This window comes from Variovorax sp. PDC80, assembly GCF_900115375.1.
In the GTDB taxonomy this organism is placed as follows: Bacteria; Pseudomonadota; Gammaproteobacteria; order Burkholderiales; family Burkholderiaceae_C; genus Variovorax.
In genome coordinates this window covers 940,943-961,460 of sequence record NZ_FOWG01000001.1, presented here as the reverse complement: position 1 = coordinate 961,460, position 20,518 = coordinate 940,943, and the positions used below count along the sequence as shown (strand labels likewise).

23 protein-coding genes are annotated in these 20,518 nt (G+C 69.0%); 9 read left to right on the top strand and 14 right to left on the bottom strand.

Going from position 1 to position 20,518, the window contains the following annotated elements:
* Window positions 1–26 precede the first annotated feature (26 nt).
* Window positions 27–932 (bottom strand): LysR family transcriptional regulator, encoded by a 906-nt coding sequence (locus tag BM109_RS04340; RefSeq protein WP_093340853.1) that lies wholly within the window; start codon window positions 930–932, stop codon window positions 27–29.
* Window positions 933–1,055: 123 nt separating this feature from the next.
* On the opposite strand from BM109_RS04340, the gene BM109_RS04335 reads away from it, so the two are divergent.
* From BM109_RS04335 to BM109_RS04325, 3 genes are all read left to right on the top strand, one after another.
* Window positions 1,056–1,799, top strand: a complete 744-nt coding sequence (locus BM109_RS04335) for an SDR family oxidoreductase (protein WP_093340851.1) — start codon at window positions 1,056–1,058, stop codon at window positions 1,797–1,799.
* A gap of 29 nt (window positions 1,800–1,828) precedes the next feature.
* Window positions 1,829–2,725 carry an SDR family NAD(P)-dependent oxidoreductase gene (locus BM109_RS04330; RefSeq protein WP_093340850.1) on the top strand — a complete coding sequence of 299 codons (897 nt, stop codon included), beginning with the start codon at window positions 1,829–1,831 and terminating at the stop codon, window positions 2,723–2,725.
* Window positions 2,726–2,797: 72 nt separating this feature from the next.
* Window positions 2,798–3,022, top strand: a complete 225-nt coding sequence (locus tag BM109_RS04325) for a SlyX family protein (protein WP_093340848.1) — start codon at window positions 2,798–2,800, stop codon at window positions 3,020–3,022.
* A gap of 21 nt (window positions 3,023–3,043) precedes the next feature.
* Here BM109_RS04325 and BM109_RS04320 read toward each other — a convergent pair whose 3' ends face one another.
* The 8 genes from BM109_RS04320 to cyoA form a co-directional block, all read right to left on the bottom strand.
* On the bottom strand, window positions 3,044–3,739 hold the full coding sequence (locus tag BM109_RS04320) for a PAQR family membrane homeostasis protein TrhA (protein WP_093341249.1): 696 nt from the start codon (window positions 3,737–3,739) through the stop codon (window positions 3,044–3,046).
* Between the two features lie 64 nt (window positions 3,740–3,803).
* Window positions 3,804–4,373 (bottom strand): response regulator transcription factor, encoded by a 570-nt coding sequence (locus BM109_RS04315; RefSeq protein ID WP_093340846.1) that lies wholly within the window; start codon window positions 4,371–4,373, stop codon window positions 3,804–3,806.
* Window positions 4,354–5,739 (bottom strand): ATP-binding protein, encoded by a 1,386-nt coding sequence (locus BM109_RS04310; RefSeq protein ID WP_093340844.1) that lies wholly within the window; start codon window positions 5,737–5,739, stop codon window positions 4,354–4,356. The genes BM109_RS04315 and BM109_RS04310 overlap by 20 nt, the downstream gene beginning before the upstream one ends.
* Entirely contained in the window at window positions 5,723–6,577 is an 855-nt protein-coding gene (locus BM109_RS04305; RefSeq protein WP_256222340.1) for an SURF1 family protein, read from the bottom strand. Before BM109_RS04305 ends, BM109_RS04310 begins: the two co-directional genes overlap by 17 nt.
* Complete coding sequence (cyoD, locus tag BM109_RS04300) at window positions 6,574–6,984, bottom strand: cytochrome o ubiquinol oxidase subunit IV (RefSeq protein ID WP_093340843.1); 411 nt, start codon at window positions 6,982–6,984, stop codon at window positions 6,574–6,576. Before cyoD ends, BM109_RS04305 begins: the two co-directional genes overlap by 4 nt.
* On the bottom strand, window positions 6,981–7,649 hold the full coding sequence (gene cyoC, locus BM109_RS04295; protein ID WP_093340841.1) for a cytochrome o ubiquinol oxidase subunit III: 669 nt from the start codon (window positions 7,647–7,649) through the stop codon (window positions 6,981–6,983). The genes cyoD and cyoC overlap by 4 nt, the downstream gene beginning before the upstream one ends.
* A complete protein-coding gene (gene cyoB / locus BM109_RS04290; protein ID WP_093340839.1) occupies window positions 7,642–9,645 on the bottom strand; it encodes a cytochrome o ubiquinol oxidase subunit I in 2,004 nt (667 codons plus the stop codon). Before cyoB ends, cyoC begins: the two co-directional genes overlap by 8 nt.
* Window positions 9,646–9,647: 2 nt before the next feature.
* Window positions 9,648–10,682, bottom strand: a complete 1,035-nt coding sequence (gene cyoA / locus BM109_RS04285) for a ubiquinol oxidase subunit II (protein WP_093340838.1) — start codon at window positions 10,680–10,682, stop codon at window positions 9,648–9,650.
* 187 nt (window positions 10,683–10,869) lie between these two features.
* Here cyoA and BM109_RS04280 point away from each other — a divergent pair, with 187 nt between their 5' ends.
* The 3 genes from BM109_RS04280 to BM109_RS04270 all read left to right on the top strand — a co-directional run bounded on the left by BM109_RS04280 (window position 10,870) and on the right by BM109_RS04270 (window position 13,291).
* On the top strand, window positions 10,870–12,204 hold the full coding sequence (locus BM109_RS04280) for an MFS transporter (RefSeq protein WP_093340836.1): 1,335 nt from the start codon (window positions 10,870–10,872) through the stop codon (window positions 12,202–12,204).
* 86 nt (window positions 12,205–12,290) lie between these two features.
* Window positions 12,291–12,971: an HAD family hydrolase gene (locus BM109_RS04275; RefSeq protein ID WP_093340835.1), complete on the top strand. Its 681-nt coding sequence runs from the start codon at window positions 12,291–12,293 to the stop codon at window positions 12,969–12,971.
* Complete coding sequence (locus BM109_RS04270) at window positions 12,968–13,291, top strand: hypothetical protein (RefSeq protein ID WP_093340833.1); 324 nt, start codon at window positions 12,968–12,970, stop codon at window positions 13,289–13,291. The genes BM109_RS04275 and BM109_RS04270 overlap by 4 nt, the downstream gene beginning before the upstream one ends.
* Here the strand turns inward: BM109_RS04270 and BM109_RS04265 are convergent.
* The 5 genes from BM109_RS04265 to BM109_RS04245 form a co-directional block, all read right to left on the bottom strand.
* A complete protein-coding gene (locus BM109_RS04265) occupies window positions 13,234–14,259 on the bottom strand; it encodes an isopenicillin N synthase family dioxygenase (RefSeq protein WP_093340831.1) in 1,026 nt (341 codons plus the stop codon). The genes BM109_RS04270 and BM109_RS04265 overlap by 58 nt on opposite strands.
* A complete protein-coding gene (locus BM109_RS04260; protein WP_093340829.1) occupies window positions 14,256–14,999 on the bottom strand; it encodes an amino acid ABC transporter ATP-binding protein in 744 nt (247 codons plus the stop codon). The genes BM109_RS04265 and BM109_RS04260 overlap by 4 nt, the downstream gene beginning before the upstream one ends.
* On the bottom strand, window positions 14,996–15,730 hold the full coding sequence (locus tag BM109_RS04255) for an amino acid ABC transporter permease (protein ID WP_093340827.1): 735 nt from the start codon (window positions 15,728–15,730) through the stop codon (window positions 14,996–14,998). Before BM109_RS04255 ends, BM109_RS04260 begins: the two co-directional genes overlap by 4 nt.
* Before the next feature lie 19 nt (window positions 15,731–15,749).
* On the bottom strand, window positions 15,750–16,445 hold the full coding sequence (locus BM109_RS04250) for an amino acid ABC transporter permease (protein WP_093340825.1): 696 nt from the start codon (window positions 16,443–16,445) through the stop codon (window positions 15,750–15,752).
* A gap of 88 nt (window positions 16,446–16,533) precedes the next feature.
* Window positions 16,534–17,361, bottom strand: a complete 828-nt coding sequence (locus BM109_RS04245; RefSeq protein WP_093340823.1) for an ABC transporter substrate-binding protein — start codon at window positions 17,359–17,361, stop codon at window positions 16,534–16,536.
* Window positions 17,362–17,562: 201 nt separating this feature from the next.
* On the opposite strand from BM109_RS04245, the gene fabV reads away from it, so the two are divergent.
* From fabV to BM109_RS04230, 3 genes are read left to right on the top strand one after another with little or no spacing between them, the layout of a single operon-like run.
* Window positions 17,563–18,765, top strand: coding sequence for an enoyl-ACP reductase FabV (gene fabV, locus BM109_RS04240; RefSeq protein WP_093340821.1), 1,203 nt, complete (start codon window positions 17,563–17,565; stop codon window positions 18,763–18,765).
* A gap of 3 nt (window positions 18,766–18,768) precedes the next feature.
* Window positions 18,769–19,188 carry a group II truncated hemoglobin gene (locus tag BM109_RS04235; RefSeq protein ID WP_093340819.1) on the top strand — a complete coding sequence of 140 codons (420 nt, stop codon included), beginning with the start codon at window positions 18,769–18,771 and terminating at the stop codon, window positions 19,186–19,188.
* Window positions 19,189–19,216: 28 nt separating this feature from the next.
* Window positions 19,217–20,440 (top strand): NAD(P)/FAD-dependent oxidoreductase, encoded by a 1,224-nt coding sequence (locus BM109_RS04230; RefSeq protein WP_093340817.1) that lies wholly within the window; start codon window positions 19,217–19,219, stop codon window positions 20,438–20,440.
* Window positions 20,441–20,518 lie beyond the last annotated feature (78 nt).

The following is a 20,518-nucleotide window of genomic DNA, read 5'->3' as shown; positions in this document are numbered from 1 at the left end:
ACCTTGGTGAAGCCGTCGCGCGGGCGTCACAGCGCGGCCGCCTCGAACACCTCGCGCAGCCACTGCGTGAACACGCGCACGCGCGCCGACAGCTGCCGGTGCTGCGAATACAGCACCGACACCGGCATCGGCGGCGGCGCGAAGCCGTCGAGCACCACCTTCAGCCGCCCGTCGGCCAGCTCCGCGGCCACGCGGTAGCGCGGCACCTGCACCAGCCCCAGGCCCGCGACGGCCGAGCCGGTGTAGAGGTCGGTGCCGGTGACCGACACGGTGGCCGGCAGCTGCAGCGTGCTCACGCGGCCGTCGACGGTGAATTCGAGCGGCACCGGCTTGCCGGTGGCGCTCGAGAGGTAGTCGACCGCACGGTGCGTCGAGCCGGGCGCGGCCAGCGCCGCGGGATCGGCCGGCTCGCCATGCCGCGCCAGGTAGCCGGGGCTCGCCACCGTGACCTGCGGCAGCAGCGCGATGCGGCGCCCGACCATCGAGGAGTCCTGCAGCGTGCCCGCGCGCAGCACGCAGTCGACGCCCTCGCGCACCAGGTCGATCAGCCGGTCGTCCTCGCCGATGTGCAGCGTCAGCTCGGGATGGCGCGCCAGGAAGTCCGGCAGCGCCGGCACCACGAAATGCCGCGCCAGCGTGCCCTGCAGGTTGACGCGCAGCAGCCCCTTGGGCGCCGTGTCGCGGAACAGCCCCTCGGCTTCCTCCATGTCGGCCAGCAGGCGCACGCAGCGGCGGTAGTAGGCCTCGCCATCCTGCGTGAGCCGCACGGTGCGCGTGGTGCGCTCGAGCAGCCGGGTGCCGATGCGCTGCTCGACGCGCTTGATCAGGTTGGTGACGGTGGCGCGCGGAATCCGAAGGTCTTCCGAGGCCTGGGTGAAGCTCTGGCGCTCGGCGATGCGCACGAAGGCCTGCATTTCCTGGAAGCGGTCCATGGCGGTGCCGTCGGTCTATTGTTGAAGTAGATGGAATGGTAATGGCGATTTGGCGGTGATTATCTTTTGGGCGGAACGATCGAAGATTCGTCTCACCAACCCACCACCGCAAGGAAACACGCCATGAACCCCTCTTCCAACCCCAAGGTCGCGATCGTCACCGGCGCATCGCGCGGCATCGGCGCCGCCATCGCGCAGCGCCTGTCGGCCGACGGTTTCGCCGTCGCCGTCAACTACGCCTCGAGCCCGGCGCTGGCCGAGGCGCTGGTCGCCCAGCTGCAGGCCGCGGGCGGCCGGGCCATCGCCGTGCGCGCCGACGTCGCCAGCGCCGAAGAGGTGCGCCGCATGTTCGACAGCGTCGAGCAGCAGCTCGGCCGCGTCGACGTGCTGGTCAACAACGCCGGCATCCTCAAGACCGTGCCGCTGGCCGAGCACGACGACGCGCTCTACGACCAGGTCTTCGACATCAACGTGCGCGGCACCTTCAACACGCTGCGCGAGGCCGCCAAGCGCCTCGCCGAGGGCGGCCGCATCGTCAATTTCTCGAGCACCACGCTGGCGCTGAACATGCCCGGCTATGCGATCTACAACGCCACCAAGGCCTCGGTCGAAGCCTTCACGCACGTGTTCGCGAAGGAGCTGCGCGGCCGCAATGTGACGGTGAATGCGGTCGCGCCGGGCCCGATCGCCACCTCGCTGTTCCTCGACGGCAAGACCGAGGAACAGATCCAGGCCTTCGCCAAGATGCCGCCGCTGCAGCGCCTGGGGCAGCCCGAGGACATCGCCTCGGTGGTCTCGTTCCTCGCCGGTCCCGACGCGGGCTGGGTCAACGGCCAGATCCTGCGCGCCAACGGCGGCCTCGCCTGATCCCTTCCATCCATCGACGGAGAACCCTCATGAACAAGCAGATCATCCTCGTCACGGGCGCCGGCACCGGCATCGGCAAGCTCAGCGCCCGGTCGCTCGCCGAGGCGGGCCACATCGTCTACGCCTCGATGCGCGACATCGCGGGACGCAACGCGCCGCGCGCGGCCGAGCTGCGCGCGCTGGCGGCGGCCAGGGGGCTCGAGCTGCATCCGCTCGAACTCGACGTGCTGTCGCAGGACTCGGCCGATGCCGCCGCCGCGACGATCGTGCGCGAGCAGGGCCAGCTCGACGTGGTGATGCAGAACGCCGGCCACCTGGTGGTCGGCCCGACCGAGGCCTTCACGCCCGAGGAGATCGTGAAGGTGTTCGACACCAACGTGCTCGGCGCGCAGCGCGTCAACCGCGCGGTGCTGCCCTACCTGCGGCGGCAGGAATCGGGCCTGATGCTGTGGATCAGCAGCACCACCACCAAGGGCGGTTTCCCGCCGTTCATGGGCCCCTACGGCGCGGCCAAGGCGGCGATGGATTCGCTTGCCGTGACCCTGGCCTACGAGATCGCGCGCTTCGGCATCGAGACCTCGATCGTGGTGCCGGGTGCGTTCACGCGCGGCACCGACCACTTCCCGAGCGCGGGCAAGCCGGCCGATGCGGCCACGGCCGCGGCCTATGGCCGCTACGACGGGCTGATGGACCAGATCGGCGCCAAGCTCTCGGCGCTGACGCCCGAGCACGCCGATCCGCAGGCGGTGGCCGACGAGATCGTGCGCATCGTGGGCCTGCCCGCGGGCCAGCGGCCGATGCGGCCGGTGATCGACTTCGTGAACGACGGCGCGGCCGAGGTGTTCGAGGTGTCGGAGCGCGTGCGCATCGAGTTCGCGCACCGCATCGGCATGGCCGACCTGCTCGAGGCGAAGGTACAGCGCTGAGCTTGGTGGGGGTCGAGGCCGGTGCCTGGAATCGTCACGAAACCGCGGCCGGTCTTCCTGTCCAATAGCACCATGGAACATTCGCCCCACGACGTCACCGAGCGGCTCGACGCGCTCGAGATCAAGGCCAGCTATGCCGAGGACCTGCTCGAGCAGCTCAACCTCACGATCTACCGCCAGCAGCAGCAGATCGACGGCCTGCTGGCCCAGCTGGGGCAACTGCGCGAGCAGGTGCAGGCCGCGGGCCAGGGCGGCGCGCCGCGCAACCTGCGCGACGAGCTGCCGCCGCATTACTGAAGCCGAAGCCGAATCGCCAGCTCAGCCGTGCGCGTGCCAGAGCACGGCGAAGAAGTGGCAGGTGCTGCCCGCGAGCACGAACAGGTGCCAGACGAAGTGCGCGAAGCGCACCTTGGAATCGAACAGGAACACCACCGCGCCCGCGGTGTAGAACAGGCCGCCGGCCACCAGCCAGCCCAGGCCCGCGCCCGACATGCGCTCCACCAGCGGCACCGCCGCCATCAGCGCCATCCAGCCCATCGCCACGTAGAGGCCGGTGGACCACAGCGGATGCTTGAGCCGGTCGAACAGCTTGGCGCCCACGCCCAGCGCCGCCGCGGCCCAGATCGCGCCGAACAGCGTCCAGCCCCAGGGGCCGCGCAGCACGCCGAGCACGAAGGGCATGTAGCTGCCCGCGATGAAGAGATAGATCGCGGCATGGTCGAAGCGGTTGAACCAGGCCTTGGCGCGGCCCATCGGCAGCGCGTGGTAGAGCGTGGAGATCAGGTACAGCACGATCGCGGTGCCGGCGAACAGGCTGGCGCCGACGATGCCGGCCGCGGTGCCCTTCTGCGCCGCGCTGTAGACCAGGATCGGCAGCGAGGCGATCGCCAGCAGCAGCCCGAGGCCGTGGCTCAGCGCGTTGAAGATCTCCTCGAGCGTGGTCTGGTCGCGCACCACCGGGGCGGCGCGGCGGGCCGGGGCGGCGAGGGGTGCGGGCGTCGGTGTCAGGTGCATGGTCATCCGAAAAGAGAGTGTCGGTGCTTGCCGTGGGTTCCTCGATGTCGCGCCGCCGGGGCCGCTACTTGACCTGCTGCTTGCCGAGCTTGCGCGCGAGCGTTCGCCGGTGCATGCCTAGCCGGCGTGCGGTCTCGGAGATGTTGAAGCCGGTCTCGGCCAGGGTCTCGTGGATGCGTTCCCATTCGAGGGTCTTGATCGAGGTCGAGCGGTTGGTCAGCTCGACCTCGGTGGTGCCGACCGCGCGGCCGAAGGCAGCCTCGATGTCGTCGGTGTTCGAGGGCTTGGCCAGATAGTGGCAGGCGCCGAGCTTGATCGCCTCGACCGCGGTGGCGATGCTCGCGAAGCCGGTCAGCACCACGATCAGCGTCTTGGCGTCGTGCCGGTGCAGCGTCTGCACGCAGGCCAGGCCCGAAGCCTCGCCGTTGAGCTTGAGGTCGACCACCGCGTAGCCGGGCGCATGGTGGCGCAGCAGGTCCTCCACGTCCTCGAGGTTGCTCGCGTGCAGCACGGTGTAGCCGCGGCGCTCGAACGAGCGGCCCAGCGTGCGCGCGAAGGCCGCGTCGTCCTCGACGATCAGCAGCTGGCGTTCGGCCTCGGCCTCGGCGCCGGTGTCAGTGGGGGATTCCGTCATGGCCATGCATCCCGATGTTCTCTTCCTCGTCGTCCTCTTCTTCCAGCACGATGGCCGCGAGCGGCAGCGCCAGCGTGACCGCGGCGCCGCCCTCGGGCCGGTTGCGCGCGGCCACGCGGCCGCCCACGGTGCGCGCCACGTTGACCACCAGGAACAGGCCCAGGCCGCCACCGGGGCGGCCCTTGCTCGACTGGTAGGGCTTGCCGAACTGCGCCAGCATCGCGGGCGCGAAGCCCGGGCCGGCATCGGTGACGACCAGCTGCAGGTCGTCGCCCTCGTGCGCCACCTCGAGCCGCACCCAGTGCGGCGAGGCTTCGAGCGCATTGTCGAGCACGTTGCAGATCATCTGCTTGAGCGCCGAGTCGGAGACCATCGGCAGGTCGCGGCCGAAGCGGTTGTCGTAGACGAAGGTGCCGACCGGCCGCGTGGTGCGCCACTCCTCGACCAGGTCGTCGAGGAAGGTGCTGACCGTGGTCTCCTCCGACGACTCGCCGCGCGCCTCGCCGGCCGACAGCAGGATGCCGCTGACGATCGACTTGCAGCGCTGGATCTGGATCTCCATCTCACTGACCTCCTGCAGCAGCTCGGGGTCGGAGCTGAAGTGCGGCAGCCGGCGCCAGTCGCCGAGGATCACGGCCAGCGTGGCCAGCGGCGTGCCGAGCTCGTGCGCCGCGCCCGAGGCGAGCAGGCCCATGCGCACGATGTGCTCCTCCTCGGCGGCGCGCTGGCGCAGGCCTGCGAGCTTGGCGTCGCGCTCGCGCAGGTTGCCGCTGATGCGCGTGATGAACACGACCAGCAGCGCCGCGTTGAGCGCGAAGCACACCAGCGTGCCCTGGATGTAGGGGCTCCACAGGCCGCGGTCGTGGTCGGGCGGCAGCGAGAGCGGGCGCGAGAACAGCGCCAGCCCCGCGAAGCACAGGGTGGTGACGCCCACCACGGTCCAGGTCGACCAGGGCTTGAGCAGCACCGCGCCCAGGATCACCTGCAGCAGGTAGAGGAAGACGAAGGGGTTGCTGGCGCCGCCGCTCAGGTAGAGCAGCGAGGTCAGGATCGCCACGTCGACCAGCAGCGCGAGCATCAGCTCGCCGTTGGTCACGCGACGGTGGGTGCGCCAGCGCAGCAGGCTCGCGAGATTGAACAGCGCCAGGCAGGTCAGCGCCTGCAGCATCTGGTTGAGCGGCAGGTGGATGCGGTAGCCGTAGTGCACCACCAGGATCGTCACCACCTGCCCCACCACGGCGAACCAGCGCAGCTGGATCAGCTGCTGCATGTTCTTGTGGCCGGTCGCGTTGTCCAGGCTGGCCACGCCCGCGCGCGGGGCCTGCAGCGTGCCGGCGACCGCGACCGCGTCAGCCGCGGTCGGCATCGCGATAGGAAGCGGGGGCGGCGTGCGGCTGTCCGTCGGCATGGCGCGCATTGTCGCTGCCGCGGCGCCGGCGCTCGTCGCGCCAGACGAAGACCGCGCCCGCGGCGACCATCAGCGCCAGCCCGTACCAGGTGAGCGCGTACACCAGGTGGCTGTTGTGGAAGGCGATGACGGTGAGGCCGGGCGCGGGCCAGGCGGGCGCGCCGTCGAGCGCGCGCGGAATGCCGGGCTCGGCCTCGGCGTCGATGAAGTAGGGCGCCACCGCGTCGGCCGCGATGCCGTGCGCCGCGCCGATCGCCGCCACGTCGCGCGAGTACCAGCGCCCGCCGGCCGGGTCGTTGCTGCGCAGGAAGCCGCCGCGCGGCTCGCTGATGCGCAGCAGGCCCGTCACCTGGGTCTCGCCCATCGGCTCGGGCGCGGTGCGCGCGGCGCGCTCGCGTGCCTCGGGCGGCACGAAGCCGCGGTTGACCATCACCACGCCGCGCGCGGTCTGCAGCGGCGTCAGCACCCAGAAGCCGGCGCCGAGGTTGGTGCTGGCCTGCACCAGGGTCTCTTTCTCGTGGAGGAAGGTGCCCGAGAGCCGCACGTGGCGGTACTCGTCGTCGGCTGCATTGACGCGCGGCCAGTCGGCGCGCGCCGGGGGCGCGACCGGCACGGCATGCACGCGCTGCTCGACGCGTTCGATCAGGGCCAGCTTCCAGGCCCGGCGCTCGACCTGCCAGGTTCCGAGCGCGAAGAAAGCGGCGAACAGCACGGCCCCGAGGACCGCCAGCACCACGAGCCCGGCCGCGGAGCGCTGGCGGCCGGCGGGCGTGCGGTCGGTGGCCGGCGCACTCAAGGCATGTTCTTCATGTCGTGCATCGACGGCGGCATCATGTTGGTGTTCATGTGGTACATGACCCACAGCGAACCGGCCAGCGTGATGACCACGAGCACCAGCGTGAAGATCAGCGCCAGCATGTTCCAGCCGCCCTCGGACTTGGTGTCCATGTGCAGGAAGTACACCATGTGCACCACGATCTGCACCACGGCGAAGCCGAGGATGATCAGCGCGGTCGTGCTCTTGCTGTCGAGCACCTTGCCCATCACGAGCCAGAACGGAATGGCCGTGAGGATCACGGCCAGCACGAAGCCGGTCATGTAGCCCTTGAAGGTGCTGTGGCTCACCGGGCCGTCGTCGTGGTGCTCGCCGTGGCCGTGGTCGTCATGGCCGTGGCCATGGGTGTCGTGGGGTGCTGCGCTCATGCCATGGATCCCATCAGGTACACGAAGGTGAAGACGCCGATCCAGACGACGTCCAGGAAGTGCCAGAACATCGACAGGCACATCAGGCGGCGGCGGTTGGCGGCGGTGAAGCCGTGCTTGGGCAGCTGGAACAGCAGCACGATCAGCCAGACGATGCCGAATGTGACGTGCAGCCCGTGGGTGCCGACCAGCGCGAAGAACGAGGACAGGAAGGCGCTGCGTTGCGGGCCCGCGCCCTCGTGGATCAGGTGCGCGAATTCGTAGAGCTCGAGGCCGATGAAGCCCGCGCCCAGCAGGCCGGTGATGGCCAGCCACACCAGCGTGCCGCCCATGCGCCGCTTCTGCATCTCGAGCATCGCGAAGCCGTAGGTGATCGACGACAGCAGCAGCAGCGAGGTGTTGATCGCCACCAGCGGCAGGTCGAACAGGTCGGCGCCCGAGGGGCCGGCCGCGTAGCTGCGGCCCAGCACGCCGTACACCGCGAACAGGCAGGCGAAGATGAGGCAGTCGCTCATCAGGTAGAGCCAGAACCCGAGCAGGGTGCCGTTCTCCGGATGGTGGTCCTCGTTGCGGACGTTGAACAGCTCGAAGGTCGGCACGCTCGGCGCGTTGCCCACGGTGTGGGTGCCGGCGGGGCTGGAGGGGAGGGCGGTACTGTTAGACATGGGCGGCCAGGAGGCGCGTGCGAGCGTCTTCGGTGCGGACGACTTCGTCCGCGGGGATGTGGTAGTCGCGCTTGTAGTTGAAGGTGTGGACGATGATGGCCACGAGCATCACGAAGAAGCTCACGCCGGCCACCAGCCACATCTGCCAGATCATGGCGAAGCCGAAGGCCGCGCTCAGCGCCGCGATGATGAAGCCGGCGGCCGTGTTCTTGGGCATGTGGATCGGGCTGAAGCCTTCCAGCGGACGCTGGTAGCCGCGTGCCTTCATGTCGGACCAGGCGTCGTTGTCATGGATGCGCGGCGTGAACGCGAAGTTGTAGGCCGGCGGCGGCGACGAGGTCGACCATTCGAGCGTGCGGCCGTCCCACGGGTCGCCCGTGGTGTCGCGCAGCGAGTCGCGGCGGATGTAGCTCACCACGATCTGGATCAGGAACGAGGCGATGCCCAGCGCGATCAGCACGGCGCCGAAGGCGGCGACCTGGAACCAGATCTGCAGCGACATGTCCTGGAAGTGGCTCATGCGGCGCGTCACGCCCATCAGGCCCAGGATGTACAGCGGCATGAAGGCGAACCAGAAGCCGACGATCCAGAACCAGAACGAGCACTTGCCCCAGAACGGATCGAGCTTGTAGCCGAAGGCCTTCGGGAACCAGTAGGTGATGCCCGCCAGCATGCCGAACAGCACGCCGCCGATGATCACGTTGTGGAAGTGGGCGATCAGGAACAGGCTGTTGTGCAGCACGAAGTCGGCCGGGGGCACGGCCAGCAGCACGCCGGTCATGCCGCCGATCACGAAGGTGATCATGAAGCCGATGGTCCACATCATCGGCAGCTCGAAGCGGATGCGGCCGCGGTACATGGTGAAGAGCCAGTTGAAGATCTTCGCCCCGGTCGGGATCGAGATGATCATCGTCGTGATCCCGAAGAAGGAGTTCACGCTGGCGCCCGAGCCCATGGTGAAGAAGTGGTGCAGCCACACCAGGTACGACAGGATCGTGATCACGACCGTGGCGTAGACCATCGAGGCGTAGCCGAACAGGCGCTTGCCCGAGAAGGTGGAGACCACCTCCGAGAAGATGCCGAAGGCCGGCAGGATCAGGATGTAGACCTCGGGGTGGCCCCAGATCCAGATCAGGTTCACGTACATCATGGCGTTGCCGCCCATGTCGTTCGTGAAGAAGTTGGTGCCGACGTAGCGGTCGAGCGACAGCAGGGCCAGCACGGCGGTCAGCACCGGGAAGGCGGCGACGATCAGCACGTTGGTGCACAGCGCGGTCCAGGTGAAGACGGGCATCTTCATCATGGTCATGCCGGGCGCGCGCATCTTCACGATGGTCGCCAGCAGGTTCACGCCCGAGAGCAATGTGCCCACCCCCGCTATCTGCAACGACCAGATGTAGTAGTCGACCCCCACGTCGGGGCTGAACAGGATGCCCGACAGCGGCGGGTAGGCCAGCCAGCCGGTCTTGGCGAATTCGCCGACGAACAGCGAGGCCATCACGAGGCCGGCGCCGAAGGTGGTCATCCAGAAGCTGAAGTTGTTCAGGAACGGGAAGGCCACGTCGCGCGCGCCGATCTGCAGCGGCACCACGAAGTTCATCAGGCCCGTGACCAGCGGCATCGCCACGAAGAAGATCATGATCACGCCGTGGGCCGTGAAGATCTGGTCGTAGTGGTGCGGCGGCAGGAAGCCGGCGTTGTCGCCGAAGGCGACGGCCTGCTGGGCGCGCATCATCAGCGCGTCGGCGAAGCCGCGCAGCAGCATCACCAGGCCCAGCACGATGTACATGATGCCGATCTTCTTGTGGTCGATGCTGGTGATCCAGTCGTGCCACAACGTGCTCCACAGCTTGAAGTAGGTGATCGCGCCGAGCAGCGCGACACCGCCGAGCACGACGGCGGCGAAGGTCACCAGCAGGATCGGTTCGTGGTAGGGGATCGCCTCCCACGTGAGGCGGCCGAAGACGAGCTTCGTCAGGTCGAGGTTCTGGAGCATCGTCATTCTTCGGTGGTGCACATCGCCGTGACGTACTTGCCGTACGCACGCTTGGGCGAATTGATGTCGTCGGGTTGCCAGGGCTGCGCGGTCGCGACGTTGTAGGCGCCGGGCTTGCCCAGGCCGCCGTCGGCGTCGATCGCCATCATCTGGCTCATGCACATCTTGCTGCGGTCGACGCAGCGGTTGAGGATGGCGCCGTAGAGGTCGGGCGACACGCTCGCGAAATGCTTCGCCGGCTCACGCTCGCTCGGCACTTCGAGCTTCTGGTAGCGCTCGCGGCTGAGTTCGCCTTCGGGGCTGGACTTGACCTTCTGCACCCACTGGTCGAAGTCGGCGTTGCTCAGGCCGTGGAACTTGAAGCGCATGCCCGAGAAGCCGGCGCCGCTGTAGTTGGCCGAGAAGCCGTCGAACTCGCCGGGCGCGTTGATGACCGCGTGCAGCTTGGTCTCCATGCCGGGCATGGCGTAGATCTGGCCGGCCAGCGCGGGGATGAAGAAGGAGTTCATCACCGACGAGGCGGTGATCTTGAAGGTGATCGGGCGGTCCACCGGGGCCGCGAGCTCGTTCACCGTGGCGAAGCCCTGCTCGGGGTAGATGAACAGCCACTTCCAGTCGAGCGCCACCACTTCCACGGTCAGCGGCTTGATGTCGGCCGTGACCGGGCGCTGCGCGTCGATGCGGCTGAGCGGGCGATAGGGGTCGAGCGTGTGGGTGCTGATCCAGGTGATCGCGCCCAGCGCGATGATGATCAAGAGCGGCGCGGCCCAGATCGCGAGCTCGAGCTGGGTCGAGTGGTCCCAGTTCGGCTTGTAGATGGCTTCCTTGTTCGAGGCGCGGTAGCGCCAGGCGAAGAAGACCGTCAGCGCGATCACCGGGATGATGATGATCAGCATCAGCACGGTCGAGACGACGATCAGCCGTCCTTGCTGGTTGGCGATGTCGCCGGAGGGATTCAGGAGCACCGTGTTGCAGCCCGCCAGGAAGGCGAGGGGCAACAGCAGGAGCCATCGGCGAAGGGTGTGGAGGATGGGCATGCCGAGAGACGGAAGGGCGGAAGGGTGGCCAGGGCCGCGCGAAAGACCCCACAATCTACGACCAAAGGTTCCCGCAGGCTATTGGACGTTTTGTCCTATGGCGGGAATCCTCGTTCGGTGAGACGCTCGGAGTCTGTTTCATGGCCTACCTTTGTCACGCTTCGTGACAACCGAATTACATAACCCAATGACGACGTCCAGCATCAGTCCGCAAGGCGCATCGCCTGTGCCGCACACGTCCGACACCGGCGCCCCGGAGGACGACCACTCGCGCATCGACCCGGGCGAGATCGCCGTCGGCGTGGTCATCGGCCGCGCCTCGGAATATTTCGACTTCTTCGTCTACGGCATCGCCTCGGTGCTGGTGTTCCCGGCGGTCTTCTTCCCGTTCGAGCAGCGGCTCGAGGGAACCCTCTGGGCCTTCGTGGTCTTTTCCTTCGCCTTCATCGCACGGCCGTTCGGAACTGTCATCTCGATGGAGATCCAGCGACGTTTCGGCCGCGAGACCAAGCTCACGCTGGCGCTGTTCGTGCTCGGCACCTCGACCGCCGGCATCGCCTTCCTGCCGGGCTACGCGAGCCTGGGCTTCACCTCGATCGTGCTGCTGTCGATCTTCCGCTTCGGCCAGGGCCTGGCCTTCGGCGGCTCGTGGGACGGCCTGCCCTCGCTGCTCGCGCTCAACGCCCCGGCCAACCGCCGCGGCTGGTACGCCATGCTGGGCCAGCTCGGCGCGCCGATCGGCTTCTTCGTGGCCAGCGCGCTGTTCGCGTACCTCTATTCGAGCCTGACGCTCGAGGACTTCCTCGACTGGGGCTGGCGCTACACCTTCTACGTGGCCTTCGCGATCAACGTGGTGGCGCTGTTCGCGCGCCTGCGCCTGGTGGCGGCCGACGAGTACGCGCGCCTGCTCGAGGAGCGCGAGCTGCAGCCCACCAGCGTGGTCGAGCTGGTGCGCTCGCAGGGCTCGAACCTGCTGATCGGCGCCTTCGCGGCGCTGGCCAGCTATGCGCTGTTCCACCTGATCACCGTGTTCCCGCTGTCGTGGATCACGCTGTACTCGAACCAGGCCATCACCGAGTTCCTGGTGATCCAGATGATCGGCGCCGTGCTCGGTGCCGGCGGCATCGTGGCCTCGGGCCTGATTGCCGACCGCATCGGCCGCCGCTCCACGCTGGGCGGCCTCGCGGGCCTGATCGCCGTGTTCAGCGGCTTCGCGCCCACGCTGCTCGACGGCGGCAAGATCGGCCAGGACGTGTTCATCCTGCTGGGCTTCATCCTGCTGGGCCTGTCGTACGGCCAGGCGGCCGGTGCCGTGACCGGCAACTTCGAGGCCAAGTACCGCTACACCGGCGCCGCGCTGACCACCGACCTGGCCTGGCTGATCGGCGCCGCCTTCGCGCCGCTGGTCGCGCTGGGGCTGTCGGCCCACTTCGGGCTGGCCTACGTGAGCGTGTACCTGCTGTCGGGCGCGGCCGGAACGCTGGCGGCGCTGGGGTTGAACCGGGCGCTGGTGCGCGACTGAGCGCGCACTGCGCATCCGCGGAACGAGAAGGGGCCCTTGCGGCCCCTTCGCCATTCGGGGCGAGGCTCGAGGGTAGGATCGCGTCGATGTTCTCCGCCGCAATCTTCGACATGGACGGGCTGCTGATCGACTCCGAGCGGCCCATCATGGCCGCCTGGATGGCGGCCGCCCGCACGCTCGACGTCGAGCTCAGCCACGCCCAGTACCTGCAGGTGGTGGGCCTGGCCACCGCCGAGTCCGAGATCATCCTCTCGGGCCTGCTCGGCGGCCAGGCCGCCTTCCGCCATGCCCTCGAGCACGTGCGCCAGGCGCTGGCGCTCGAACGCTCCGACGGCACGCCGCTGTTCCCCATCAAGCCCGGCGCGGCCGAGTTCCTGGGCGCCCTGCGCGCGCGCGGCACGCGCTGCGCCGTGGCCTCGTCCTCGACCAGCGGGCAGATCCAGGCCTGCCTCGGCAGCCTCGGCGTGCTGCATCACTTCGAGGCCTTCGCGGGCGGCGACGAGGTGCCGCGCGCCAAGCCCGACCCGGCGCTCTACCTGCTCGCGGCTTCGCGCCTGGGCGTGGACCCGACGCAGTGCATCGCCTTCGAGGACAGCGAGAACGGCGCCAAGGCGGCGCTGGCCGCGGGCCTGCGGGTGGTGATCGTGCCGGACCTCAAGCACCCGCCCGCGGCGATCGTCGAACAGGCCTTCCACGTGCTCGAATCGCTGCACGACGCGAACGCGCACCTGCCGCGCTGGTTTCCCGGCGAGATGGTGCGGCCGTGATCAAGATCGGCACCCTGTGCCACGTGCTCGACAGCTGCCTCGCGTCGCCGATGACCGAGCGCGCGGTCGGGCGCATCGTCGAGGTGGTCTCGGCGCCCTATGAAGCGCCGAGCGAGCGCTACCTGCCCGGCACCTACTACGACGTGCTGTTCGAGGGCTGGACCTTCTACTGCCGCAGCGACAAGCTGGTGCCCATTTCCGATCCCGGCGCGGATGTCGGCAACTGGGAAGACGAGTTCCTCGACCTTCCCGCGAGCGCGCCTCAGAGCACTTCGTCGCGCAGCTGCGGGAACACCTTCGACACCTTCGCCAGCAGGTAGTCGCCGTAGCGGCCGCTGAAGGCGTGCACGTTGGCGCGGTCCCAGCGCTCGGCGCTGTCGTCCGCGGCCACCGCGCCCGCGAGGCCCTCGATGCGCTGCACGCGCGCCTCGAAGTTGGGATCGAAGAACAGTGGGAACGACAGCCGGTTGCGCCCCGAGGTGTTGCGCTTCACACGGTGCGGCGTCGACTTGTAGAGGCCGCCGGTCATGCGGTCGAGCATGTCGCCGATGTTGCAGACGAAGGAGCCCGCGATCGGCGGCGCGTCGATCCAGCCCGCGGGCGTGTGCACCGCGAGGCCGCCCACGCTGTCCTGGTGCAGGATCGTCAAGAGGCCGTAGTCGGTGTGCTCGCCCACGCCCCATTGCACGTCGAGGCCCTCGGGCACCGGCTGCGAGGGATAGTCGAAGAGCCGGAACAGGATCAGCGGATCGCCCGTGTAGCGCGCCGCGAAATAGTCGGCCGGCAGGCCGAGGCTCAGCGCGATGCCTTCCATCAGGCGGTGGCCGAGCTGCGTCACGGCCGCCATGTAGCCGAGGATGGTGTCGCGGAAGTCCTCGAGGCCCGGCGCGTCGGGAAAGAGATTCGGCCCGTGCACCGGCGTCCTGGCCTGCACCAGCGGATGCGAGGCCGGCAGCTCGGTGCCGAGGTAGAGCCCTTCCTTCCAGTCGGGCCGGCCCGAGGTCAGCTCGCCGCCGAGCGGGAAGTAGCCGCGCCAGGCGCGCCCGCCGAGCGCCATGCGCCACTGCATCTTGGTCGCCTCGGGCAGGTCGAAGAAGCGGTGGCTCAGGGTCTCGAGCCGCGCCACCAGCGCGGGGTCGACGCCATGCCCCGTCACGTAGAAGAAGCCGTGCGCGCGGCAGGCCTCGCCGATGCGCGCGGCCACGGCCTCGCGGCCCGGCGCGTCGCCGGCCACCAGCGGCGCGACGTCGATCACGGGCAGGGTCTGGAGGGAAGCGGTGTTCGTCATGGGGTGCGTGCGAAGGGCGAGCGGATGTCGGACAGAAACTGCTGCGCGCGCGGATGCTGCGGGCGGTTGAAGAAGTCGTCGGGCGTGGCGCGCTCGAGCACCTTGCCCTCGTCCATGAAGAGCACGCGGTCGGCGACCTCGCGCGCGAAGCCCATCTCGTGCGTCACGCAGACCATGGTCATGCCGTCGCGCACCAGGTCGCGCATCACCAGCAGCACCTCGCCGACCATCTCGGGGTCGAGCGCGCTCGTGGGTTCGTCGAACAGCATCACCGGTGGCTGCATCGCGAGCGCGCGCGCGATCGCCACGCGCTGCTGCTGGCCGCCCGACAGCTCGCTGGGCCAGGCCCGGGCCTTGTTCGCGAGGCCCACGCGCGCGAGCAGCGCCATCGCGCGTTCCTCGGCCTGCGCGCGCGAGAGGCCGTGCAGCTGCATCGGCGCCATGGTGCAGTTCTGCAGCACCGTGAGGTGAGGGAACAGGTTGAACTGCTGGAACACGAAGCCGATGCGCGAGCGGAAGGCGTTCACGTCGGTGCCCGGCGCGTGGATGTCCTTGCCCTCGATCAGGATGCGGCCCGACTGGATCGCCTCGAGCCGGTTGAAGGTGCGGATCAGCGTGGACTTGCCCGAGCCCGAGGGGCCGCAGACCACGACCACCTCGCCCTTGTGGATGGTTTCGCTCACGTCCACGAGCGCGTGGTAGCTGCCGTACCACTTGTTGACGTTCTGGAGTTCGATCATGCGGAAGCCTTGCGGGCGGCGGCCCGGCCCTCGGTGACCGCGACCACCGGCAGGCCGCGCCGCGCGAGGCGGCGCTCGAGCCAGTAGGCGAAGCGCGAGAGGCCGAAGCAGAGGATGAAATAGGTCAGCCCGAGGATGCCGAAGACCTGGGCCGGCTTGGTGAACACCTGGGTGTTGATCTGGGTGGCGATGAACGAGACCTCGGCCAGGCCGATGATGTAGCCCAGCGAGGTCTCCTTGATGGTCGAGACGAACTGGTTCACCAGCGAGGGCAGCATGCTGCGCAGCGCCTGCGGCAGCACCACCAGCCGCATCGCGCGGCTCCAGCTCAGGCCGAGTGCGCGCGCGGTCTCCATCTGGCCGCGCGGCAGGCCCTGGATGCCGGCGCGCACGATCTCGGCCAGGTAGGCGGCGTCGAACACCACCAGCGCGATCAGCATGGTGGCGAACTGGTCGGTCTTCACGCCGGTGACGCTGGGCAGGAAGAAGTAGGCCCAGAAGATCACCATCAACAGCGGCAGCCCGCGCACCACGAACACGAAGCCGCTGACCGGCCAGCGCAGCCAGCGCCACGGGCTCACGCGCGCCAGCCCGAGCACGATGCCCAGCGGCAGCGCGAGCACCAGCCCGCACGAGGCCAGCAGCAGGGTCAGCACCAGCCCGCCGAGCGGGCCGTTGGGGTACTGGCCGATCAGGAAGTAGAGCCAGTAGTCCTGGATCAGCTCGATCATCGCGAAGCCTCCGTGCGCATCACAGCGTCCTCACCGGGAAGCGGTGGTGGTACCAGCTCGCGAGCGCCGTGATCGCGAGCGAGACCGTGAGGTAGGCCGCGCTCGCGAAGGCGAAGGACTCGAAGCTGCGGAAGGTCGCGCTCTCGACCTGGCCGGCCTGGTACATGAGTTCGGCCACGCCGATCACGGTGGCGATCGAGGTGTTCTTCCACAGGCTCAGGGTCTGCGAGATCAGCGGCGGCACGGTCACGCGCAGCGCCTGCGGCAGCACCACGCGGCGCATCGTCGCGAGCCAGCCGAAGCCCAGCGCGCGGCCGGCCTCGAACTGCACCGCGGGGATCGAGCGGATGCCGCTGCGCATGTCCTCGGCCATGAAGGCGGCCGTGTAGAGCGACAGCGCGACGATCGCGCTGTAGGCCTCGATGTGGCCCGCGTAGAGCCATTGCTTGAAGCCTTCGGGCAGCAGCTCGGGCGCGCCGAAGTACCAGAACAGCATGTGGGCCAGCAGCGGGATGTTGCGGATCGACTCCACGTAGGCGAAGCCGAGCCAGCGCAGCGGCGCCAGCGGCGCGAGCCGCAGCATGGCCACCACGAGCGCGATCGGCAGCGCGCACACCAGCGAGGCCGCGAGCAGCTGCAGCGACAGCCACAAGCCCGCGACGAGCATGTCGTGGTACTTGCCGGTCAGCAGCAAGGAATAGTCGAACAGGGGCATGGGGGCGACAGTATCGCTGCCGCGAAGCGGGGGCGCGCGGCCCCCGGGGTCCCGCCTTCCCCGCGCAGGGGAAGGAAGGAGCCCGCGATCAGTCGATCTTGTCGCTCTCGAGCTTGAAGTCGCGCGTCTGGAAGCCCGAGGCGGTGTTCGGGCCATACCACTTCACGAAGATCTTCTCGGCCTCGCCCGACTTCTCGAGCTCGCGCAGCGTGTCGTCCACCACCGCCTTCAGGCCGCTCTCGCCCTTCTTGATGCCGATGGCCAGCGCCTCGGTGCTGAGGTTCTGCTTGAGCACCACGTACTGGGCCTTCTGCGGGCCGAGCTTGGCGTAGCTGCGCAGCAGCGCGGCCTCGTCGTCGACGTAACCCACGCCCTTGCCCTGCTGCAGCGCCTGGAAGGCCTGCTGGCTGGTGTCGAAGGTCACGACCTCGGCCGTGGGCACGGCCTTGCGGATGTTGGGTTCCTGGGTGCCGCCGCGGATGGTCAGCACCTTCTTGCCGCCGAGTTGCGATACCTCGGCGATGCCGCTGTCCTTCTTCACGATGGCCTTCTGGCCGGTCACGAAGGTGGTCAGCGAGAAGTCGATCTGCGCCTCGCGCTCCTTGTTGTGCGTGAGGCCGGCCGCGACCAGGTCGACGTGGCCCTGCTGCAGCTCGGGGATGCGCGCGGCCACGGCGATCTGCTTGAGCGTGGTCTTCACGCCGATCTTCTTGGCGATGGCGTTGGCGAGGTCGACCTCGTAGCCCACGATCTGGCGCGTCTTGGGGTCGATGAAGGTGGCGGGCTCGTCGGTGCCGAGCACGCCGACCACGAGTTCGCCCTTCTTCTTGATGTCGGCCAGCTGGTCGGCGTGGGCGACGGTGCCCGCGAGCAGGGCGGAGGCGGCGAGGGCCGCGGCGAGGATGTTCAGGCGCATGTGTTTCTTCTCCTTCTGTGAATGCAAGGGCGGCACCTTATCAACAAAACTTCGGTTCATTAAATGGTCAATCCATATATGTACATGGCCGCATGGGAATGAACGTGCGGTAAATTCGCGCCCGCGCGCCCGTCAAGAGACCGGTGCCCGGCGCCTCGCGCGCCACCCGTCCTTTTCCTTTCCCAGACTGCCTTTCTCCCCATGATCATCCAACCGCGCGTGCGTGGCTTCATCTGCGTCACGACCCATCCCGTCGGCTGCGAGGCCAATGTCCGGCAACAGATCGAGCACGTGCGGGCCCAGGGCCCGGTCGCGGGCGCGCCGAAGCGGGTGCTGGTGATCGGTGCCTCCACCGGCTATGGCCTGGCCGCGCGCATCGTCGCGGCCTTCGGCGGCGGCGCCGACACGCTGGGCGTGTTCTTCGAGCGCGCCGGCAGCGCCACCAAGACCGGCACGCCCGGCTGGTACAACACGGCCGCCTTCGAGCGCCTCGCCACGGCCGAGGGCCGCTATGCGAAGAGCATCAACGGCGACGGCTTCTCCGATGCGGTCAAGCAGCAGGTGATCGAGACCATTCGCCAGGACCTGGGCCAGGTCGACCTCGTGGTCTACAGCCTCGCGGCGCCGCGGCGCACCCATCCGAAGACCGGCCAGGTCTTCAACTCCACCCTCAAGCCCATCGGCCAGGCGGTGAGCCTGCGCGGCATCGACACCGACAGCGGCACGGTCAAGGAGACCGTGCTCGAACCGGCGACGCAGGAGGAGATCGACAACACGGTGGCCGTGATGGGCGGCGAGGACTGGCAGCTGTGGATCGACGCGCTGCACGAGGCCGGCGTGCTGGCCGAGGGCGCGAAGACCACGGCCTTCACCTACCTCGGCGAGAAGATCACGCAGGACATCTACTGGAACGGCTCGATCGGCGCGGCCAAGAAGGACCTCGACCGCACCGTGCCCGCGATCCGCGCCAAGCTCGCGGCGCATGGCGGCGGCGATGCGCGCGTGGCGGTGCTCAAGGCAGTGGTCACGCAGGCCAGCTCGGCGATCCCGATGATGCCGCTGTACCTCTCGCTGCTGTTCAAGGTGATGAAGGAAGAGGGCACGCACGAGGGCTGCATCGAGCAGGTCGACGGCCTGTTCCGCGAGGGCCTCTACGGCAGCGCGCCGCCGCTCGACGAGGAAGGCCGGCTGCGCGCCGACCGCAAGGAGCTCGCATCCGCGGTGCAGGCGCGCGTGCTCGAACTCTGGCCGCAGGTCACGAGCGAGAACCTGCAGGCGCTGACCGACTTCGCGGGCTACAAGGCCGAGTTCCTGCGCCTGTTCGGCTTCGGCATCGAGGGCGTGGACTACGCGGCCGATGCCAACCCCGACGTGCCGATCCCCGGCCTCGTGCAGGTGGGCTGAGCGATGCAGATCCAGGACAAGCCGCCCTTCGACACGCCCTTCGAATGGATCGGCGGCGAGGAAAAAGTGCGCGCGCTGGTCGAGCGCTTCTACGACCTGATGGACCTCGAGCCCGGCTACGCGCAACTGCGCGCGGTGCACGGCAGCGACCTCGACAACGCGCGCCAGCGGCTGTTCTGGTTCCTCTGCGGCTGGCTCGGCGGGCCCGCTTACTACACCGACCGCTTCGGCCATCCGATGCTGCGCGCGCGCCACCTGCCGCAGAGCATCGGCGGCCACAGCATCGGCATCAAGGAACGCGACCAGTGGCTGGCCTGCATGGACCAGGCCATGGGCGAGACCGAGGTGCCCGAGGACCTGCGCGCGCGGCTGCGCGACTCCTTCTTCAAGACCGCCGACTGGATGCGCAACCGCAGCGGCTGAGCACAACGATTTTCGAAAGACTCACTTCATGAATTCCATCGTCATCATCGGCGGCGGCCACGCGGCCGCCCAGTTGTGCGCCGGCCTCGCCGAAGCGGGGCAGGGCGCGCGCGTGCACCTGGTCTGCGAGGAGGCCTGCGAGCCCTACCACCGCCCGCCGCTGTCGAAGGCCTTCCTCAAGAGCGCCGAGGAAGCCACGCAGCCGCACAAGGCGGCCGACTGGTACCGCGAGGCCGGCATCACGCTGCACCTGGGCGATGCGGCCGTGGCCATCGACCGCGAGGCGCGCAACGTGACCCTGCGCTCGGGCGCGGTGCTGCCGTGGGAAGCGCTGGTGCTGGCCACCGGCACGCGCGCGCGCCGGATCGCCGCGCTCTCGCACGAGCTGGTCAATGTCGCGAGCCTGCGCGCGGCCGACGAGGCGCATCGGCTGCGCGCGCGGCTGGCCGAGGCGCAGCGCGTCACGGTGCTCGGCGGCGGCTTCATCGGCCTCGAGGTCGCGGCCACTGCCAAGGCGCTCGGCAAGGAGGTGCAGGTGATCGAGAGCGCGCCGCGCCTGCTGGGCCGCGCGGTCTCGCCCGAGCTCTCGGACCATGTGCTGGCCACGCACCGCGCCGCCGGCATCGACATCGTGCTGGGCGCGACCGCCGACGGCTTCGAGGTCGAGGGCGATCGGCTGGTGTCGCTGCGCGTGAACGGCGCGCAGCAGCCGGTCGACCTGCTGCTGCTGGGCATCGGCGCGGTGCCCGAGACCGCGCTCGCGCAGGCCGCGGGCATCGAGTGCGCCGACGGCATCGTGGTCGACGAGCACATGCAAACCAGCGCGGCCGGCGTGCTCGCGGTCGGCGACTGCACGCGCTTTCCCGACCGGCGCGCGGGCCGCGCGCTGCGGCTCGAGTCGGTGCAGAACGCCAACGACCAGGCGCGCACCGCGGTCGCCACCCTGCTGGGCACGGCGCGCGCGCACGACGTGGTGCCGTGGTTCTGGTCCGACCAGGGCGGCATGCGGCTGCAGATGGTGGGGCTGGTGCCGGCCGAGGGCACGCCGGGCCATGTCACGGTGCGCCGTGCGGGGCCGAAGCCCGATGCCTTCTCGCTGTTCCATTACGTCGACGGGCAGCTCGCGTGCGTGGAATCGGTGAACGCGCCGGTCGATCACATGATGAGCCGCAAGCTGCTCGACGCGGGCCGCAGCCCCGACCCCGCGGCGATCGCGGACGCCTCGGTACCACTTAAGAATCACCTCGCGTAAACATCCGGTCACGGCTTGTCGCAACGCCGCTGCATTTCAGGATTCATTCACCGGACTGTCACTTCGGCTCCAGAGACT

Coding starts and splice junctions, on each gene's coding strand:
- BM109_RS04340 (WP_093340853.1), bottom strand. CDS start 932: ATGGACCGCTTCCAGGAAATGCAGGCCTTCGTGCGCATCGCCGAGCGC.
- BM109_RS04335 (WP_093340851.1), top strand. CDS start 1,056: ATGAACCCCTCTTCCAACCCCAAGGTCGCGATCGTCACCGGCGCATCG.
- BM109_RS04330 (WP_093340850.1), top strand. CDS start 1,829: ATGAACAAGCAGATCATCCTCGTCACGGGCGCCGGCACCGGCATCGGC.
- BM109_RS04325 (WP_093340848.1), top strand. CDS start 2,798: ATGGAACATTCGCCCCACGACGTCACCGAGCGGCTCGACGCGCTCGAG.
- BM109_RS04320 (WP_093341249.1), bottom strand. CDS start 3,739: ATGCACCTGACACCGACGCCCGCACCCCTCGCCGCCCCGGCCCGCCGC.
- BM109_RS04315 (WP_093340846.1), bottom strand. CDS start 4,373: ATGACGGAATCCCCCACTGACACCGGCGCCGAGGCCGAGGCCGAACGC.
- BM109_RS04310 (WP_093340844.1), bottom strand. CDS start 5,739: ATGCCGACCGCGGCTGACGCGGTCGCGGTCGCCGGCACGCTGCAGGCC.
- cyoD (WP_093340843.1), bottom strand. CDS start 6,984: ATGAGCGCAGCACCCCACGACACCCATGGCCACGGCCATGACGACCAC.
- cyoC (WP_093340841.1), bottom strand. CDS start 7,649: ATGTCTAACAGTACCGCCCTCCCCTCCAGCCCCGCCGGCACCCACACC.
- cyoB (WP_093340839.1), bottom strand. CDS start 9,645: ATGCTCCAGAACCTCGACCTGACGAAGCTCGTCTTCGGCCGCCTCACG.
- cyoA (WP_093340838.1), bottom strand. CDS start 10,682: ATGCCCATCCTCCACACCCTTCGCCGATGGCTCCTGCTGTTGCCCCTC.
- BM109_RS04280 (WP_093340836.1), top strand. CDS start 10,870: ATGACGACGTCCAGCATCAGTCCGCAAGGCGCATCGCCTGTGCCGCAC.
- BM109_RS04275 (WP_093340835.1), top strand. CDS start 12,291: ATGTTCTCCGCCGCAATCTTCGACATGGACGGGCTGCTGATCGACTCC.
- BM109_RS04265 (WP_093340831.1), bottom strand. CDS start 14,259: ATGACGAACACCGCTTCCCTCCAGACCCTGCCCGTGATCGACGTCGCG.
- BM109_RS04260 (WP_093340829.1), bottom strand. CDS start 14,999: ATGATCGAACTCCAGAACGTCAACAAGTGGTACGGCAGCTACCACGCG.
- BM109_RS04255 (WP_093340827.1), bottom strand. CDS start 15,730: ATGATCGAGCTGATCCAGGACTACTGGCTCTACTTCCTGATCGGCCAG.
- BM109_RS04250 (WP_093340825.1), bottom strand. CDS start 16,445: ATGCCCCTGTTCGACTATTCCTTGCTGCTGACCGGCAAGTACCACGAC.
- BM109_RS04245 (WP_093340823.1), bottom strand. CDS start 17,361: ATGCGCCTGAACATCCTCGCCGCGGCCCTCGCCGCCTCCGCCCTGCTC.
- fabV (WP_093340821.1), top strand. CDS start 17,563: ATGATCATCCAACCGCGCGTGCGTGGCTTCATCTGCGTCACGACCCAT.
- BM109_RS04235 (WP_093340819.1), top strand. CDS start 18,769: ATGCAGATCCAGGACAAGCCGCCCTTCGACACGCCCTTCGAATGGATC.
- BM109_RS04230 (WP_093340817.1), top strand. CDS start 19,217: ATGAATTCCATCGTCATCATCGGCGGCGGCCACGCGGCCGCCCAGTTG.